Annotated in this window: 18 protein-coding genes; 16 read left to right on the top strand and 2 right to left on the bottom strand. The window is 66.8% G+C overall.

What is annotated here, in order from left to right:
- Positions 1–12: 12 nt before the first annotated feature.
- Together prfA and JF543_RS07460 are read left to right on the top strand one after the other, a co-directional pair.
- Positions 13–1,095, top strand: coding sequence for a peptide chain release factor 1 (gene prfA, locus JF543_RS07455; RefSeq protein ID WP_206550089.1), 1,083 nt, complete (start codon positions 13–15; stop codon positions 1,093–1,095).
- Positions 1,096–1,123: 28 nt separating this feature from the next.
- On the top strand, positions 1,124–1,531 hold the full coding sequence (locus JF543_RS07460; RefSeq protein WP_206823547.1) for a hypothetical protein: 408 nt from the start codon (positions 1,124–1,126) through the stop codon (positions 1,529–1,531).
- Positions 1,532–1,583: 52 nt separating this feature from the next.
- On the opposite strand, the gene epsC is transcribed toward JF543_RS07460, so the two are convergent.
- Both epsC and cysK read right to left on the bottom strand, forming a co-directional pair.
- Complete coding sequence (gene epsC / locus JF543_RS07465; protein WP_206820697.1) at positions 1,584–2,153, bottom strand: serine O-acetyltransferase EpsC; 570 nt, start codon at positions 2,151–2,153, stop codon at positions 1,584–1,586.
- Between the two features lie 7 nt (positions 2,154–2,160).
- Positions 2,161–3,099, bottom strand: coding sequence for a cysteine synthase A (gene cysK / locus JF543_RS07470; protein WP_179411173.1), 939 nt, complete (start codon positions 3,097–3,099; stop codon positions 2,161–2,163).
- A 103-nt stretch (positions 3,100–3,202) separates the two neighbouring features.
- Here cysK and prmC point away from each other — a divergent pair, with 103 nt between their 5' ends.
- From prmC to JF543_RS07540, 14 genes are all read left to right on the top strand, one after another.
- Positions 3,203–4,060, top strand: coding sequence for a peptide chain release factor N(5)-glutamine methyltransferase (gene prmC, locus JF543_RS07475; protein ID WP_206823548.1), 858 nt, complete (start codon positions 3,203–3,205; stop codon positions 4,058–4,060).
- 57 nt (positions 4,061–4,117) lie between these two features.
- Positions 4,118–4,852 carry an L-threonylcarbamoyladenylate synthase gene (locus JF543_RS07480; RefSeq protein ID WP_179411171.1) on the top strand — a complete coding sequence of 245 codons (735 nt, stop codon included), beginning with the start codon at positions 4,118–4,120 and terminating at the stop codon, positions 4,850–4,852.
- Complete coding sequence (locus tag JF543_RS07485) at positions 4,849–6,027, top strand: MraY family glycosyltransferase (protein ID WP_206823549.1); 1,179 nt, start codon at positions 4,849–4,851, stop codon at positions 6,025–6,027. Before JF543_RS07480 ends, JF543_RS07485 begins: the two co-directional genes overlap by 4 nt.
- Entirely contained in the window at positions 6,024–6,533 is a 510-nt protein-coding gene (locus tag JF543_RS07490) for a hypothetical protein (protein WP_206823551.1), read from the top strand. Before JF543_RS07485 ends, JF543_RS07490 begins: the two co-directional genes overlap by 4 nt.
- Before the next feature lie 134 nt (positions 6,534–6,667).
- Complete coding sequence (atpB, locus tag JF543_RS07495; protein WP_206823554.1) at positions 6,668–7,459, top strand: F0F1 ATP synthase subunit A; 792 nt, start codon at positions 6,668–6,670, stop codon at positions 7,457–7,459.
- Positions 7,460–7,503: 44 nt separating this feature from the next.
- Positions 7,504–7,740: an ATP synthase F0 subunit C gene (gene atpE, locus JF543_RS07500; protein ID WP_067198640.1), complete on the top strand. Its 237-nt coding sequence runs from the start codon at positions 7,504–7,506 to the stop codon at positions 7,738–7,740.
- Between the two features lie 27 nt (positions 7,741–7,767).
- The gene (locus JF543_RS07505) at positions 7,768–8,307 is read left to right on the top strand and encodes a F0F1 ATP synthase subunit B (protein WP_179411167.1); all 540 of its coding nucleotides are present in this window, start codon (positions 7,768–7,770) and stop codon (positions 8,305–8,307) included.
- Positions 8,307–9,095, top strand: coding sequence for a F0F1 ATP synthase subunit delta (locus JF543_RS07510; protein WP_179411166.1), 789 nt, complete (start codon positions 8,307–8,309; stop codon positions 9,093–9,095). Before JF543_RS07505 ends, JF543_RS07510 begins: the two co-directional genes overlap by 1 nt.
- A gap of 50 nt (positions 9,096–9,145) precedes the next feature.
- Positions 9,146–10,786: a F0F1 ATP synthase subunit alpha gene (gene atpA / locus JF543_RS07515; protein ID WP_206820693.1), complete on the top strand. Its 1,641-nt coding sequence runs from the start codon at positions 9,146–9,148 to the stop codon at positions 10,784–10,786.
- A gap of 19 nt (positions 10,787–10,805) precedes the next feature.
- Entirely contained in the window at positions 10,806–11,702 is an 897-nt protein-coding gene (locus JF543_RS07520) for a F0F1 ATP synthase subunit gamma (protein WP_179411164.1), read from the top strand.
- 26 nt (positions 11,703–11,728) lie between these two features.
- Positions 11,729–13,183, top strand: coding sequence for a F0F1 ATP synthase subunit beta (atpD, locus tag JF543_RS07525; RefSeq protein ID WP_179411163.1), 1,455 nt, complete (start codon positions 11,729–11,731; stop codon positions 13,181–13,183).
- A gap of 2 nt (positions 13,184–13,185) precedes the next feature.
- Entirely contained in the window at positions 13,186–13,461 is a 276-nt protein-coding gene (locus JF543_RS07530; RefSeq protein ID WP_179411162.1) for a F0F1 ATP synthase subunit epsilon, read from the top strand.
- Between the two features lie 80 nt (positions 13,462–13,541).
- On the top strand, positions 13,542–14,282 hold the full coding sequence (locus JF543_RS07535) for a YaaA family protein (protein ID WP_206823557.1): 741 nt from the start codon (positions 13,542–13,544) through the stop codon (positions 14,280–14,282).
- Between the two features lie 130 nt (positions 14,283–14,412).
- Complete coding sequence (locus JF543_RS07540; protein WP_179411160.1) at positions 14,413–15,216, top strand: DUF5684 domain-containing protein; 804 nt, start codon at positions 14,413–14,415, stop codon at positions 15,214–15,216.
- Positions 15,217–15,262: the final 46 nt, after the last annotated feature.

The following is a 15,262-nucleotide window of genomic DNA, read 5'->3' on the forward strand; positions in this document are numbered from 1 at the left end:
CGGAACAGAGACGTGTTCGAATCCGTCCACGCCCTCATCGAGGAACACCGCCGGGTGCAGGAGGAGCTCTCCGACCCGGCGGTGCACGCCGACGCCGCCCGCGCCAAGCGGGTCAATCGTCGCTACGCCGAACTCAACCGCATCGTCGCTGCGCACGAGGCCTGGTTGTCGGCATCCGAGGATCTTGACGCGGCCCGCGAGCTCGCCCGCGAGGACGATGCGTTCGCCGAAGAGGTCCCGGCCCTCGAAGAGGGGCTTCGTGTGGCGCAGGAGAAGCTGCGCCGTCTGCTCATTCCACGAGATCCCGACGACGCCCGTGACGTGATCATGGAGATCAAGGCGGGGGAGGGCGGCGCCGAATCGGCGCTTTTCGCGGCGGACCTGCTGCGCATGTACATCCAGTACGCGGCGCACCGGGGCTGGAAGACCGAACTGCTCGAGCGCAACGAGTCTGATCTGGGCGGATACAAGGACGTCCAGGTGGCGATCAAGGGGTCCTCGACCGATCCGTCGCAGGGCGTCTGGGCGCATCTGAAGTATGAGGGCGGCGTGCACCGCGTGCAGCGCGTGCCGGCCACCGAATCGCAGGGACGCATCCACACCTCGACCACCGGCGTGCTGGTGTTCCCCGAGGTCGATGAGCCCGAAGAGATCCAGATCGATCCGAACGACCTCAAGATCGACGTCTACCGCTCCTCGGGGCCCGGCGGGCAGTCGGTGAACACCACCGACTCCGCCGTGCGCATCACCCACGTGCCCACTGGGATCGTCGTGTCCATGCAGAACGAGAAGTCGCAGCTGCAGAACCGCGAAGCCGGCATGCGGGTGCTGCGTGCCCGCCTGCTCGCCAAGCAGCAGGAAGAGCTCGACGCGGCAGCATCCGATGCCCGCCGCTCGCAGATCCGCGGGATGGACCGTTCCGAGCGGATCCGCACCTACAACTTCCCCGAGAACCGCATCGCGGATCACCGCACCGGCTACAAGGCCTACAACCTGGATCAGGTCATGGACGGCGCGCTCGATCCGATCATCGAGTCGGCGATCCACGCCGATGAAGAGGCCCGGCTCGCCGCGCTCGGCGGCGACGCCGCGTAACCCGACCGCGGAGCGCTATGCTCAGCGGGTGATCACTCTTCTGATTCGGGGCGTGCTGTTCGTCGCCTCCGCCGCGCTCGGTCTGATCGTCGCCGACCTGCTTCTGCCTGACTTCACCATCGTGTGGAGCCGGTGGTGGGGCTTCGTGCTGTGCGTTGTGATCTTCGCGGTGCTGCAGAGCATCCTGAGCCCTTGGGTCGTGAAGATCGCCCGTCGCCATGCGCCGACTCTGCTGGGTGGAGTCGGGATCTTCTCGACGCTCATCGCCCTGATCGTGGTCGTGCTGCTGCCGATCGACGGGCTGCACATCAGCGGAATCGTGGCGTGGACGCTCAGCGCGGTGATCATCTGGGCTGTGACGGCGCTGGCCACGCTACTTCTGCCGATGCTGTTCCTGCGCAAGACGGTGCAGAAGGCGAAGAACTCGGACGAATGATCCGCTCTGTGCCGGGGCGTGCCCCGACACAGAGACCTCAGACGCAGAGACGTCAGATCGTGTAGTCCGGCGCCGTCAGCACGGCCCGGCTGGGTTGCTCCGGCTTGCGGGGGCGCGGCTTCGCCGGGACTCCGACCAGAACGCTGTCCGCTGGGGAGTCCTTCGTCACCACGGCGTTCGCGCCGATCGTGCAGCGCGCGCCGACCGTGATCGCACCGAGCACCTTGGCGCCGGCGCCGACTGCCACGCCGTCCTCGAGCGTCGGGTGACGCTTGCCGTGCGACGGACCGCGGCCGCCGAGGGTGACGCCGTGGTACAGCATCACGTCATCGCCGATCTCGGCGGTCTCGCCGATGACGACGCCCATGCCGTGATCGATGAAGAACCGTCGGCCGATACGCGCGGCGGGGTGGATCTCGATCCCGGTGAACCACCTGGTCACCTGTGAGCCCATGCGCGCCGGGAACCGCAGGCCTCGGCGCCACAGGCGATGCCACACCCGATGCGCCCAGATGGCATGCAGTCCGGGGTACAGCAGAGCCACCTCGACCCCGCTGCGAGCAGCGGGGTCGCGGTGACGGGCGGCCGCGATGTCCTCGCGGATCCGTGAGATCGTGCTCACCTGTCGGTCACGCCTCGCGCAGGTCTTCGAACAGTGCCGTCGAGATATAGCGCTCCCCGGTATCGGGGGCGACGACGACGATGGTCTTGCCAGCGTTCTCGGGACGCGCGGCGACCTTCAGCGCCTGTGCGACCGCGGCGCCGCTGGAGATGCCGACCAGCATTCCCTCCTTCGCGGCGAGATCGCGTGCTGTGCTCAGCGCCTCCTCGAACCCGGCGGTGATGACCTCGTCGATCACATCGCGGTCGAGTACAGCCGGAACGAAGTTCGGGCCGATGCCCTGGATCTTGTGCGGACCGGGGCGGCCCTCGGTCAGCACGGGGGAGTCGGTCGGCTCGACAGCGATGATCCGCACGTCGGGCTTGGCGGCCTTGAGTGCCTGTCCGACACCGGTCACTGTTCCGCCGGTGCCGACGCCGGCGATGAAGACGTCGACGTCGCCGTCGGTGTCGCGCAGGATCTCCTGCGCCGTGGTCTCGCGGTGGATGCGAGGGTTCGCGGCGTTCTCGAACTGGCGAGCCCAGATCGCACCCGGCGTGCTGTCGATGATCTCCTTGACGGCCTCGATCGCACCGCTCATGCCCTTGGTCGGGTCGCTCAGCACGAGCTCGGCGCCGAACGCCTTGAGCAGAACGCGGCGCTCCTTCGACATCGACGCGGGCATCGTGAGGATGACCCGGTAGCCGCGCGCCGCGCCGACCATCGCCAGTGCGATGCCGGTGTTTCCGCTGGTGGCCTCGACGATGGTTCCACCGGGCCGCAGGTCACCGGACTCCTCGGCGGCGTTGATGATCGCGATGCCGATGCGGTCCTTCACGCTCGACGCGGGGTTGTACGACTCGAGCTTGACGAGCACGGTCGCGTCCAGCCCCTCGGTCAGCCGGTTCAAGCGCACCAGCGGGGTGTTGCCGAATGCAGTCGTGATGTCGGAGTGGATGCCGGTCATGTTCGGGCCTTTCGTTGCCGGATGCAGCGTGCACAAGCCTACGGCGCGCAGGTGTCGGAGGCACGAATATGACCGAAGGCGCGTAACGAAATACGCTGAGTGGATGCCCGATTCCCTTGCCGCATTCCTCCGTGCCGCCGCTCAGCGCCTCGCCGAGGCCGGAGTGCCGGATCCGTCGGTGGACACCGAACTGCTGGCCGGTCACGTCCTCGGGCAGAGCCGGGGCGGTGTGCAGGCCGCCGCACTGCGCGGTGATGCGATCTCGTCCGAGGCCGCCGAGGCCGTCACACAGTTGGTGTCCCGCCGCGCCGATCGTGAGCCCCTGCAGCACCTCACGGGACTCGCCGCCTTCCGCAACCTGGAACTGGCTGTCGGTCCGGGGGTGTTCGTACCGCGTCCCGAGACCGAAACCGTCGTGCAGTACGCGATCGACGCACTCCTGGAGAACGCCTCGGACTCGCCGCTGGCGATCGACCTGGGCACGGGCAGTGGTGCGATCGCGCTGGCCATGGCGACAGAGGTTCCCCATGCCAGGGTGTTCGCCGTCGAGCGTTCGGAGCAGGCGTACGCGTGGGCGAAGCTCAATGTCACGGGTGTCGAGAACCTCACACTGGTGCACGGCGACCTCGCAACGGCGTTCGACGAGTTGAGGGGGCGCGTGGACGTCGTGATCTCCAACCCGCCCTACGTTCCGGACGAGGCGGTGCCTCGTGACCCGGAGGTGCGGCTCCACGACCCGGCGGCGGCTCTGTACGGCGGGCCCGATGGGCTCGATGTGGTGCGCATCATCAGCCGACGCGCAGCAGATCTGCTGCACGCGGGAGGGCTGCTCGTGCTCGAGCACGGAGAGCTCCAGGGTGAGGCGATCCGTGGCATCCTCACCGCGGACGGATGGCGCGCTGCGGCGACGCACGAGGATCTGACCCGACGCGATCGGGTCACCACCGCGCTGCGCGGCTGAGCGCGACCGGGCCTTGTCGGGGGCGTCCACCGGCGACCACCGTAGAATGGGCACGCCATGTCAACTGTCTTCGATTGCCGCGACGATTCCGAGATCCTCGCCGGCATGCGCCACGCGCGCCAGGCCATCGCCCGCGGTGAGCTGGTCGTGCTGCCCACCGACACCGTCTACGGCCTCGCGGCCGATGCCTTTGCGCCGGCCGCTGTGCAGCGACTGCTGGACGCGAAGGGGCGCGGGCGCGATATGCCGCCGCCCGTGCTGGTCGCCGGACGCGACGTGCTCACCGCATTGGTCGAGACGGTTCCCGAGCCCGTCACGAGGCTCGTGGATGCCTTCTGGCCCGGCGGGTTGACGATCGTGCTGCCCGCGCAGCCGTCGTTGACGTGGGACCTCGGCGAGACTCAGGGCACGGTCGCGGTGCGGATGCCCGATCACCGCATCGCTCTGGAACTGCTCGCCGAGACCGGGCCGCTGGCTGTCTCGAGCGCGAACCTCACCGGCCGCTCCGCTGCCGTGATCGCCTCGGACGCCCAGGAGATGCTCGGTGAGAGCGTCGCCGTGTACCTCGAGTACGGCTACAGCGATGACGGCGTCCCGTCCACGATCATCGACGCGACCTCGCTTGTCGGCGCGACTGAGGACGAGACCCCGAGCGTGCGCATCCTGCGGGAGGGCGCGATCAGCAGGGAGCAACTGGCCGAGGTGCTCGGCGACCTGCTCGAGCCTGAGGAGCAGCCCGGCGACGTCATGCCGGCCGACGCCGTCGACCAGGGTCCGGTCGACGAAGAGTGAAGCAGTATCTGTTCACGATCATCCTGACGGCGTCGATCACCTTCGCGCTGTCATGGGTGGTCTGGCGGTTGAGCCTGAAGTTCAAGCTCTACCCCGGCATCCGTGAACGGGATGTGCACAAGACCCCCACGCCGCGGCTGGGGGGAGTGGCGATGTTCTTCGGGATCGCCTCGGCGATCCTGATCTCGGCCGCCAACCCCTTCTTCGAGCGGATGTGGATCCCGCCGCAGACGCTCTGGTCGATCCTGGCCGCGACGGTGCTGATCGCCGTCATCGGCGTCGTGGACGACCTGGTCGACCTCGACTGGATGATCAAGCTCGCGGCGCAGTTCCTGGCCGCAGGGATCATCACCGTCGGCGGTGGTCTGCAGATTCTGACCCTGCCGGTCGGTGACATGATCCTCGTCTCCAGCTGGGTGAGCATCTCGATCACGATGTTTGCGATCGTCGTCGTGATGAACGCCGTGAACTTCATCGACGGTCTTGACGGGTTGGTCGCCGGCGTATGCCTCATCGCCAATGGCATCTTCTTCGTGTACGCATACATCCTCACGCGCGACTCCGGCGCGACGACGTACTTCAACCTGGCGACGTTCCTGGCCGCCGTGCTCATCGGTGCGTGCTTGGGATTCCTCCCGCTGAACTGGAGCCCCGCAAAGCTGTTCATGGGCGACTCGGGCGCGCTCGTGCTCGGCCTGCTCATGGCGACATCCGCGATCGCGCTCACCGGACAGGGCGACGTCAACGCGTTCGACCCCGAGCAGTTCGGACGCTCCCAGCTGCTCGGTGCGTTCATCCCGATCGTGCTGCCGTTGGTGATCGTCATGCTGCCCCTGCTCGATTTCGGACTGGCCGTCTTCCGGCGCATGCGCGCCGGGAAGTCCCCTTTCTCGCCCGACCGCAAGCACCTCCACCATCGGATGCTCGATCTCGGCCACCGCGATCGGGATGCGGTCCTGATCTTCTACGCCTGGACGGCCGTGATCTCGCTGTCGGTGCTGCTGATGTACATCGCCACCCGCCAGGACTGGCCCGGGGGATACCTGATGGGTATCGCCTTCGGCGTGGTGGGCAGTGCCGCCTGCCTGGTCGTCACCCTGTTGCCCTCCGGGCGCCACCGCAAGCCCGGCCACGTGCCCGCACCTGCCTCTCCCGAACCCTTGGAGCCCCGATGACCCCGAGCCCTGTCTCAAGCAATCCGATCCTGCGCCGCACCCTGATCTGGTCGGCTGTCTCCGCCCTGGTGCTCGGTCTTGTCGCCGGGGGCATCGGCTTCGCCGTGGCCGGCGTCAACGGCCTGTGGAGCGGCCTGCTCGGCGTGGTGCTCGCCGTGCTGTTCCTCGGCATCACCGCCGGTAGCATCCTGTTCGCCAACCGCTGGTTCGGCGACCCGATCTACGTACAGCTGTTCTTCGCGATCGTGCTGGGCGGCTGGCTGCTCAAGCTCGGCATCTTCTTGGTCGTGATGATGCTGCTCAGCAGCCAGGACTGGGTCGTTCCGCTGGTGTTCTTCCTGTCGATCGTGGCGGGCGTCGCGATGTCGCTCATCGTCGACGTCATCGTCCTCACGCGGATGCGGCTGCCGAACGTCAGCGACATCACCCTGCCGACCACGAATCCCGAGGATGAGCCCGCCGATCAGGCCGGTGAGACCCCGCCGGCGGCATCGGACGGGAAATGAGTCTGGTAGTGTTCTACAGGTGCCCGCCGCTCGTCCCGCGAGCGCTTGCGCCGTGATGCACACCGTCCCTCGTCGCCCCGGTTCTGACCGGTGACCCGAAGCTGGAGCCCGCGCTGTTGAACCTCGCTGCGACCATGACCCTTCGTCCTATTGCCGGTGACGGTGAATTCCACGGTCCTTCGATGGACGAGTTCTTCCCCGAGACGCTGTTCCAGGTCTTCGGCGTGATCGACGTCAACCGGATCCACCTGATCCAGTTGCTCTCGGTCACCGCCGTGGTTCTGCTGCTGTGGCTCGGCACCCGCCGCATGAAGGTCGTCCCCGGCCGTTTCCAGAGCCTCGTCGAGATGGGCCTCGGCTTCGTCCGCGGCAGCATCGCCCACGACCTGCTCGGCCGCAAGGACGGCGATCGCTTCCTGCCGATCCTGACCACGATGTTCTTCATGATCCTCTTCATGAACATCACCGGGATCATTCCGTTCCTGAACATGCCGGGTACCGCGATCATCGCCGTCCCGCTCACGCTGGCGATCATCAGCTACGTGACGTTCATCTACGCCGGCATGAAGAAGAGCCCGCTCGGGTTCTGGAAGAACTCGCTGTTCCCGTCGGGCGTGCCGTGGCCGGTGTACATCATCGTCACGCCGCTGGAGTTCATCTCGACCTTCATCATCCGCCCCGTCACGCTGACGCTGCGTCTGATGATGAACCTGGTCGTCGGCCACATGATTCTGGTGCTGTGCTTCGCTGCCACCCAGTTCTTCTTCTTCACTGCGGGTGGCGGCTGGGCCCTGCTCGGTATCGGAACGCTTGCCTTCGGCGGCGCGTTCACCGTCTTCGAGCTGCTCGTCGTCGTCCTGCAGTCCTACGTCTTCACCGTCCTCACCGCGATCTACATCCAGCTCGCGGTCGCAGAAGAGCACTGATCTGAGCAGCTTCCCGCTGTTCGAAACCGAAAGGAAACACCCCCGTGGACGCAACTACGGTTCTCGCTGACATCAACGGTCACCTCGCAGCTGTCGGCTACGGCCTCGCAGCGATCGGTCCGGCCATCGGTGTGGGCATCGTCGTCGGCAAGACGATCGAGGGCGTCGCCCGTCAGCCCGAGCTGGCCGGTCGCCTGCAGGTCCTCATGTGGATCGGTATCGCCTTCACCGAGGCGCTTGCATTCGTCGGCATCGCCGTCGGATTCATCCCCTTCCCGTAATCCGCACCGAGTTCTGAAGGAGACAGGATGCTGAACGCTCTTGTCACGAACCTCGCCGCGGAGACAGCGCCTAACCCGCTGATTCCCGCGTGGTACGACATCATCTGGTCGGGGCTGTGGTTCGTCATCATCCTCGTCGTCGTGTGGAAGGTCGCCCTTCCGCGACTGAACGCGATGCTCGACGAGCGCTCGGCCGCCATCGAAGGCAACATCGCCAAGGCCGACGAGGCCCAGAAGCAGGCCGAGGAGGCGCTGGAGGAGTACACCCGTCAGCTCGCCGAGGCGCGCACTGAGGCCGGCGAGATCCGCGAGGCCGCCCGTGAGGACGGCAAGAAGATCGTGACCGAGGCGAAGGACGCCGCCACTGCCGAGGCGAACCGCATCACCGCGGCCGCTCACACGCAGATCGAGGCCGAGCGCCAGGCGGCGTTCGTCTCGCTCCGCAGCGAGGTCGGCACGCTGGCGATCGACCTGGCAGGCAACGTCGTGGGCGAGACCCTCGCCGACGACACGCGTGCGACGGCCGTCGTGGACCGCTTCCTGGCCGACCTCGAGAAGGCGAAGTAATGGGCAGCGCGACCACTCAGGCACTCGCGGCATCGACGGACGCCCTTGCCGCAGCGTCGGCCCTGACTCTCGATAGCGCGGCCGAGCTGTTCGCAGCAGCCCGCGCCATCGGGGACTCGGGTCAGCTGAGCGGCGCGCTGGCCGACCCTTCGGCTCCCGCCGAGGCGCGTACGGCCCTGGTCGACGGCGTGTTCGCCGGGGCTTCGGCTCCGGTGCGCGCGCTGCTGACCGCCGTGGCGGCACAGCGCTGGTCATCGGCATCCGATCTCGTCGACGGTGTCGAGGAGCTCGCGATCCGCGCAGCGGCGATCGCCTCGACGGGCGTCGACCTCTCCGGTGAGCTGTTCGGCTTCTCGCGCGTCGTCGCGGCAAACCCCGAGCTCGAGCTCGCACTCGGCAGCCGGCTCGGCGACGCCGACGCGAAGGGCGCGCTCGTCGAGCGTGTTCTCGGTGCGTCGGCAGCGCCTGCCACGGTGCTGATCGTGTCATCGCTCGTGCGTCGGCCCCGTGAGCGTCGCGTACGCCAGCTGCTGAGCCGTGCGATCCGCATCGTGTCGGCACAGGACGGCCGCACCGTCGCCACGGTCTACACCGCAGCACCGCTCAACGCCGCACAGGAGACCCGTCTCCGTGATGCGCTCGCAGGTCGTTATGGCGGGGAGATCTCCATCAACCAGGTGATCGACTCCACGGTTGTCGGAGGTCTGCGTGTGCAGATCGCCGATGACGTCATCGACGGCAGCATCTCCGCCCGACTCGCCGACCTTCGCCAGAAGCTCGCGAGCTGAACTACTCGCCGCGGGGAACCGCGCACACCCAGACACATAAAGGGAAGACAATGGCAGAACTATCGATCAGCCCCGACGTCATCCGTGACGCGCTGAAGAACTTCGCCGACGCCTACGAGCCCACCGGGGCCGCGGCGACCGAGGTCGGCACCGTCATCGACGCGGCCGATGGCATCGCGCACGTCGAAGGACTGCCGGGCGTCATGGCCAACGAGCTCGTCACCTTCGCCGATGGCACCAAGGGCCTCGCGCTGAACCTCGACGAGCACGAGATCGGCGTCGTCGTGCTCGGTGACTTCACCGGCATCGAAGCGGGTCAGGAAGTCACCCGCACCGGAGAGGTCCTCTCCGTTCCTGTCGGCGACAACTACCTCGGCCGCGTGGTCGACCCGCTCGGCAACCCGATCGACGGCCTGGGCGCCATCGAGTCCGAGGGTGTCCGCGAGCTGGAGCTGCAGGCACCCGGCGTCATGCAGCGTAAGTCGGTGCACGAGCCGATGCAGACCGGTATCAAGGCGATCGACGCCATGATCCCCGTCGGCCGTGGCCAGCGCCAGCTGATCATCGGTGACCGCCAGACCGGTAAGACGGCGATCGCGATCGACACGATCATCAACCAGAAGGCCAACTGGGAGTCGGGCGACGTCAACAAGCAGGTGCGCTGCATCTACGTCGCCATCGGTCAGAAGGGCTCGACCATCGCCTCCGTGAAGGGCGCGCTGGAAGAGGCCGGTGCTCTGGAGTACACCACGATCGTGGCCGCTCCCGCATCCGACCCCGCCGGCTTCAAGTACCTGGCGCCCTACACGGGCTCTGCCATCGGCCAGCACTGGATGTACGGCGGCAAGCACGTCCTGATCATCTTCGATGACCTGTCGAAGCAGGCTGAGGCTTACCGCGCCGTGTCGCTTCTGCTGCGCCGCCCGCCGGGCCGCGAGGCTTACCCGGGCGACGTCTTCTACCTGCACTCCCGCCTGCTGGAGCGTTGCGCCAAGCTGTCCGACGAGCTCGGTGCCGGCTCGATGACGGGTCTGCCCATCATCGAGACCAAGGCCAACGACGTCTCGGCGTACATCCCGACCAACGTGATCTCGATCACCGACGGCCAGATCTTCCTGCAGTCCGACCTGTTCAACGCCAACCAGCGCCCCGCCGTCGACGTGGGTATCTCGGTTTCGCGAGTCGGTGGTGACGCACAGGTCAAGTCGATCAAGAAGGTCTCCGGAACACTGAAGCTCGAGCTGGCTCAGTACCGCTCGCTCGAGGCGTTCGCGATGTTCGCATCGGACCTCGACGCGGCCTCGCGTCGTCAGCTGTCGCGCGGTGCTCGTCTGACTGAGCTGCTCAAGCAGCCGCAGTACTCGCCGTACCCCGTCGAGGAGCAGGTCGTCTCGATCTGGGCCGGAACGAACGGCAAGCTCGACACCATCGAGGTCGAAGACGTGCTGCGCTTCGAGCGCGACCTGCTCGACTACCTGCGTCGCAACACCGGCATCCTCGACACGCTGCGCGAGACGAACGTCCTCGACGACGCAACGGTTGCTGAGCTGGACAAGCAGACGGACGCCTTCATCCTGGAGTTCCAGGGTGGCAAGGGGCACGCGATCGGCGCTCCCGGCCACGAGGAGCACGCCGCCGCGGACGCGGAGGACGTCAACCAGGAGAAGATCGTCAAGGGTCGTCGCGCGTAATCGCGTGAGGTACTGATTCATGGGCGCTCAACTCAGGGTCTACAAGCAGAAGATCTCTTCTGCTCAGACGACCAAGAAGATCACGAAGGCGATGGAACTCATCGCGGCTTCGCGCATCCAGAAGGCGATGGCACGCGTCAAGGCGTCCACCCCCTTCGCGCGGGCCGTGACGAGGGCCGTCTCAGCCGTCGCGACGCACTCGAACGTCGATCACCCGCTCACCCGCGAGCCCGAGAACATCCGCCGCTCCGCGGTGGTCATCTTCTCGTCGGACCGCGGTCTGGCCGGAGCCTTCAACTCGCAGATCCTCCGTGAGGGTCTCGAAGTTGCCGAGCTCCTGCGCGAGCAGGGCAAGGAGCCGGTGTTCTACCTGGTCGGCCGCAAGGCCGTCGGGTACTTCCAGTTCCGTCGCATCGCATCGGCTGCCGAGTGGACCGGCGACACCGACACGCCGTCGTTCCACACCGCCGAGGAGATCTCTCAGACTCTGCTGGATGCCTTCTCCCGCGGGGGAGAGGCCGGCGGCGTCGACGAGATCACCCTCGTGTACAACCGTTTCGTCAGCATGATGACGCAGACGCCTGAGAACGTGCGTCTGTTGCCTCTGGAGATCGCGGAGTCCGACGAGTCGGAGGCGGGTAAGACCGTTTACCCGCTCTACGAGTTCGAACCGGACGCCGAGACCGTGCTGGATGCGATCCTGCCGGTCTACATCCAGAGCCGCGTGTTCAACGCCCTGCTGCAGTCGTCCGCGGCCAAGCAGGCGGCGACGCAGAAGGCGATGAAGTCGGCCAGCGACAACGCCGACAAGCTGATCACCGACTACACCCGCCTGCGCAACAACGCGCGCCAGGCCGAGATCACCCAGCAGATCGCCGAGATCGTCGGTGGCGCCGACGCTCTGGCTTCGAGCTGACAGACCCTCAGGAAAGAGACGAAGAAATGACCCCCACCGCAACGGCTGACCAGGCCGCGACCGCGGTCGTCGGGCGCGTCGCACGCGTCAACGGTCCGGTTGTGGACATCGAGTTCCCGCACGACTCGATCCCCGACATCTACAACGCGCTGAAGACCACGATCACGCTGGGCGAGGAGTCCACCGAGATCACGCTCGAGGTCGCACAGCACCTCGGCGACGACCTCGTCCGCGCCATTGCGCTGAAGCCCACCGACGGCATCGTCCGCGGGCAGGAGGTGCGCGACACCGGCGAGGCAATCTCGGTTCCGGTCGGTGACGTCACCAAGGGCAAGGTGTTCAACGTGATCGGCGAGGTGCTGAACCTCGAGCCCGGCGAAACCATCGAGGTCAGCGAGCGGTGGCCGATCCACCGCAAGGCTCCGAGCTTCGACCAGCTGGAGTCCAAGACCCAGATGTTCGAGACCGGCATCAAGTCGATCGACCTCCTCACCCCCTACGTTCTGGGTGGAAAGATCGGTCTGTTCGGTGGCGCCGGTGTCGGCAAGACCGTTCTGATCCAGGAGATGATCCAGCGCGTCGCGCAGGACCACGGCGGTGTGTCGGTGTTCGCTGGTGTCGGTGAGCGTACCCGTGAGGGCAACGACCTGATCCACGAGATGGAAGAGGCCGGCGTCTTCGACAAGACCGCGCTGGTGTTCGGCCAGATGGACGAGCCGCCGGGGACGCGTCTGCGCGTGGCCCTTTCGGCTCTGACGATGGCGGAGTACTTCCGTGACGTGCAGAAGCAGGACGTGCTGTTGTTCATCGACAACATCTTCCGCTTCACGCAGGCCGGTTCTGAGGTCTCCACGCTGCTGGGCCGCATGCCCTCGGCCGTGGGTTACCAGCCGAACCTGGCCGACGAGATGGGTCTGCTGCAGGAGCGCATCACCTCGACGCGTGGTCACTCGATCACGTCGCTGCAGGCGATCTACGTCCCCGCTGACGACTACACCGACCCCGCTCCGGCGACGACCTTCGCGCACCTTGACGCGACGACCGAGCTCTCGCGTGAGATCGCGTCGAAGGGTCTGTACCCGGCCATCGACCCGCTGACCTCGACGTCGCGGATCATGGACCCTCGTTACCTGGGTGAGGACCACTACCGCGTCGCCACCACGGTCAAGCAGATCCTGCAGAAGAACAAGGAGCTGCAGGAGATCATCGCGATCCTCGGTGTCGACGAGCTGTCGGAAGAGGACAAGATCGTCGTGTCGCGTGCACGCCGCATTCAGCAGTTCCTCTCGCAGAACACCTACATGGCGAAGAAGTTCACCGGTGTCGAGGGTTCGACGGTTCCGCTGAAGGAGACCATCGAGTCGTTCGATGCGATCTGCCGCGGTGACTTCGACCACGTCGCCGAGCAGGCCTTCTTCAACGTCGGTGGCATCTCGGACGTCGAAGAGGCATGGGCGAAGATCCAGAAGGAGAACGCCTGATCATGGCGCACTCTGCCAGCTCACTGCATGTCAGTCTGGTCTCCGCCGACGCGGAGGTCTGGACGGGAGAGGCGTCGCTCGTCGTCGCCAAGACCGTCGAGGGCGAGATCGGCTTCATGTCCGGTCATGAGCCGGTGCTGGCCATCCTCGCCGAGGGCCAGGTCCGGATCACCAAGACCGACGGCAGCAAGGTGCTCGCCAACGCGCAGGACGGCTTCCTCTCCATGGAGGGCGACGCCCTGACGATCGTGGCCGGCAACGCCGCGCTGATCGCCTGACGATAAAGCACTGAGGCGTCCGCCTCGGCACCGTGTATCTGCACGGGCCGGGGCGGACGTCTTTGTCTGTAGGGGAGAGTATGAAGGTCCTTCTGCCGCCGTCCGAGACGAAGCGCCCGGGGGGCAGCGGTGCGCCGTTGCGGCTCGATGCGCTCGCGCTGTCGTCATTGCTCGACCAGCGCCTTGCGGTGACGCGCGCCCTGGTCACCCTTGCCGGTGACCCCGCTGAGGCGCAACGCGTGCTGAAGCTGAGTGACCGGCAGGTCGGCGATATCGAGCACAACCGGATGCTGTTCGATGCGCCCACGATGCCGGCCGTGGATCGCTATACGGGTGTCTTGTTCGATGCGCTCGATGCGGCCACGCTCGACGAACAGTCCCGTGCGTGGCTCGGACGCCAGGTGCTGATCCACTCGGCCCCGTTCGGACCGGTCTCGGCTCTCGACGATATTCCGCCGTACCGCCTTGCCGCGGGAATCGCGCTGCCGGGCGTTCCGCCACTGCGCAGATTCTGGGCCGAGCCGACCTCGGCGGCTTTGGCAGATGCCGGTTTCCTGCTCGATCTCAGAAGCGAGGCCTATGTCGCTCTTGGGCCGGTGCCGGACGGCGCCGAATCGGCGTACATTCGTGTCGTCACCGCGGCAGGTCGCGCCCTGAACCACTTCAACAAGAAGGCGAAGGGCGAGCTTGTGCGGGCGCTCGCGACGACCGGCGCCGTCATCACAGGCACGTCCGACCTGCTGGCATGGGCAGAGCACAATGACGTCATCCTGCGGGCATCCGACGTCCCTCGCGTGTGGGAACTCGTCGTCACCGCGTGATATCCGGTCGGTATCGAGCGCGTGTCGTGCGTTGCCCGCCGCGTGCGCGTCCCGCTACCATGGGGCCGATGCGGCAGACGTCGCCCGGGAGCGACCCGGCTTCCGCCTAACAAGGGATGTGAAAAGACTCATGGACTACGATCCGTACGGCTACGGGGCGTTCTCGGCGATGATCGCCTTGGTCAGCCTGCTGCTGCTGATCCTGGGCCCGATCATGTACGTGGTCGTCTCGCTCTTCCTGATGAAGGTCTTCGAAAAGGCCGGCGTCGAGGGCAAGTGGCGCGCCTGGGTGCCCGTCTACAACACGATGATCCTGTTCAAGCTCGGTGACCTGAGCCCGTGGCTGGTGCTCTACGCCATTGGCGCGAGCTTGTTCCTGAGCTGGATCCCCGTGATTGGTCAGCTCGTGGGCCTCGCGGCGTTCGCGCTGTCAGCGCTGGCCGCCTGGCGCGTGGGACTGAAGCTGCAGAAGGAAGCCGTCTGGGTTCTCCTCTACGTGTTCCTCAGCCCCGTCTGGCTCGGCATTCTCGCCTTCGACAAGTCGCGATGGAACGCCATGATCGCACCCGCCCCGTGGGCCGGCAACGCGTTCTTCGCCGACAAGACCACCTGGGAGGGCGTGCCCGCTCAGCCTGGGCAGAACATCGCTCCGCCGGCTCCCGGCTACGGTGCTGCGCCCCAGGGGTACGCGCCCCCGCAGGGCTACCAGCCGCCCGCTCAGCCCGGCTACTCGGCTCCGCCGCAGCCCGGTCAGGCAGCTCCTGCGCAGCCCGGGTACGGCGCTCCGGTGCCGCCCGCGCCCGGTGCACCCGTGCCGCCGCCCGCCGCGCCGCCGGCACCTCCGACGGCACCGCCCGCACCCCCGGCCGCGCCGCCTGCTCCTCCCGCAGCCGCTCCCGAAGAGCCCCGCGACCCGAATCAGCCCCCGGCCTGATCAGCAAGACGCCCCCGATTCGTTCGGGGGCGTTTTGTCTTTGCGG

It is taken from the genome of Microbacterium esteraromaticum (genome assembly GCF_017303215.1).
Lineage (GTDB): Bacteria > Actinomycetota > Actinomycetes > Actinomycetales > Microbacteriaceae > Microbacterium > Microbacterium esteraromaticum_C.

Coding starts and splice junctions, on each gene's coding strand:
- cysK (WP_179411173.1), bottom strand. CDS start 3,099: ATGACCGGCATCCACTCCGACATCACGACTGCATTCGGCAACACCCCG.
- prmC (WP_206823548.1), top strand. CDS start 3,203: ATGCCCGATTCCCTTGCCGCATTCCTCCGTGCCGCCGCTCAGCGCCTC.
- JF543_RS07480 (WP_179411171.1), top strand. CDS start 4,118: ATGTCAACTGTCTTCGATTGCCGCGACGATTCCGAGATCCTCGCCGGC.
- JF543_RS07490 (WP_206823551.1), top strand. CDS start 6,024: ATGACCCCGAGCCCTGTCTCAAGCAATCCGATCCTGCGCCGCACCCTG.
- atpB (WP_206823554.1), top strand. CDS start 6,668: ATGACCCTTCGTCCTATTGCCGGTGACGGTGAATTCCACGGTCCTTCG.
- JF543_RS07505 (WP_179411167.1), top strand. CDS start 7,768: ATGCTGAACGCTCTTGTCACGAACCTCGCCGCGGAGACAGCGCCTAAC.
- JF543_RS07510 (WP_179411166.1), top strand. CDS start 8,307: ATGGGCAGCGCGACCACTCAGGCACTCGCGGCATCGACGGACGCCCTT.
- atpA (WP_206820693.1), top strand. CDS start 9,146: ATGGCAGAACTATCGATCAGCCCCGACGTCATCCGTGACGCGCTGAAG.
- JF543_RS07520 (WP_179411164.1), top strand. CDS start 10,806: ATGGGCGCTCAACTCAGGGTCTACAAGCAGAAGATCTCTTCTGCTCAG.
- atpD (WP_179411163.1), top strand. CDS start 11,729: ATGACCCCCACCGCAACGGCTGACCAGGCCGCGACCGCGGTCGTCGGG.
- JF543_RS07530 (WP_179411162.1), top strand. CDS start 13,186: ATGGCGCACTCTGCCAGCTCACTGCATGTCAGTCTGGTCTCCGCCGAC.
- JF543_RS07535 (WP_206823557.1), top strand. CDS start 13,542: ATGAAGGTCCTTCTGCCGCCGTCCGAGACGAAGCGCCCGGGGGGCAGC.
- JF543_RS07540 (WP_179411160.1), top strand. CDS start 14,413: ATGGACTACGATCCGTACGGCTACGGGGCGTTCTCGGCGATGATCGCC.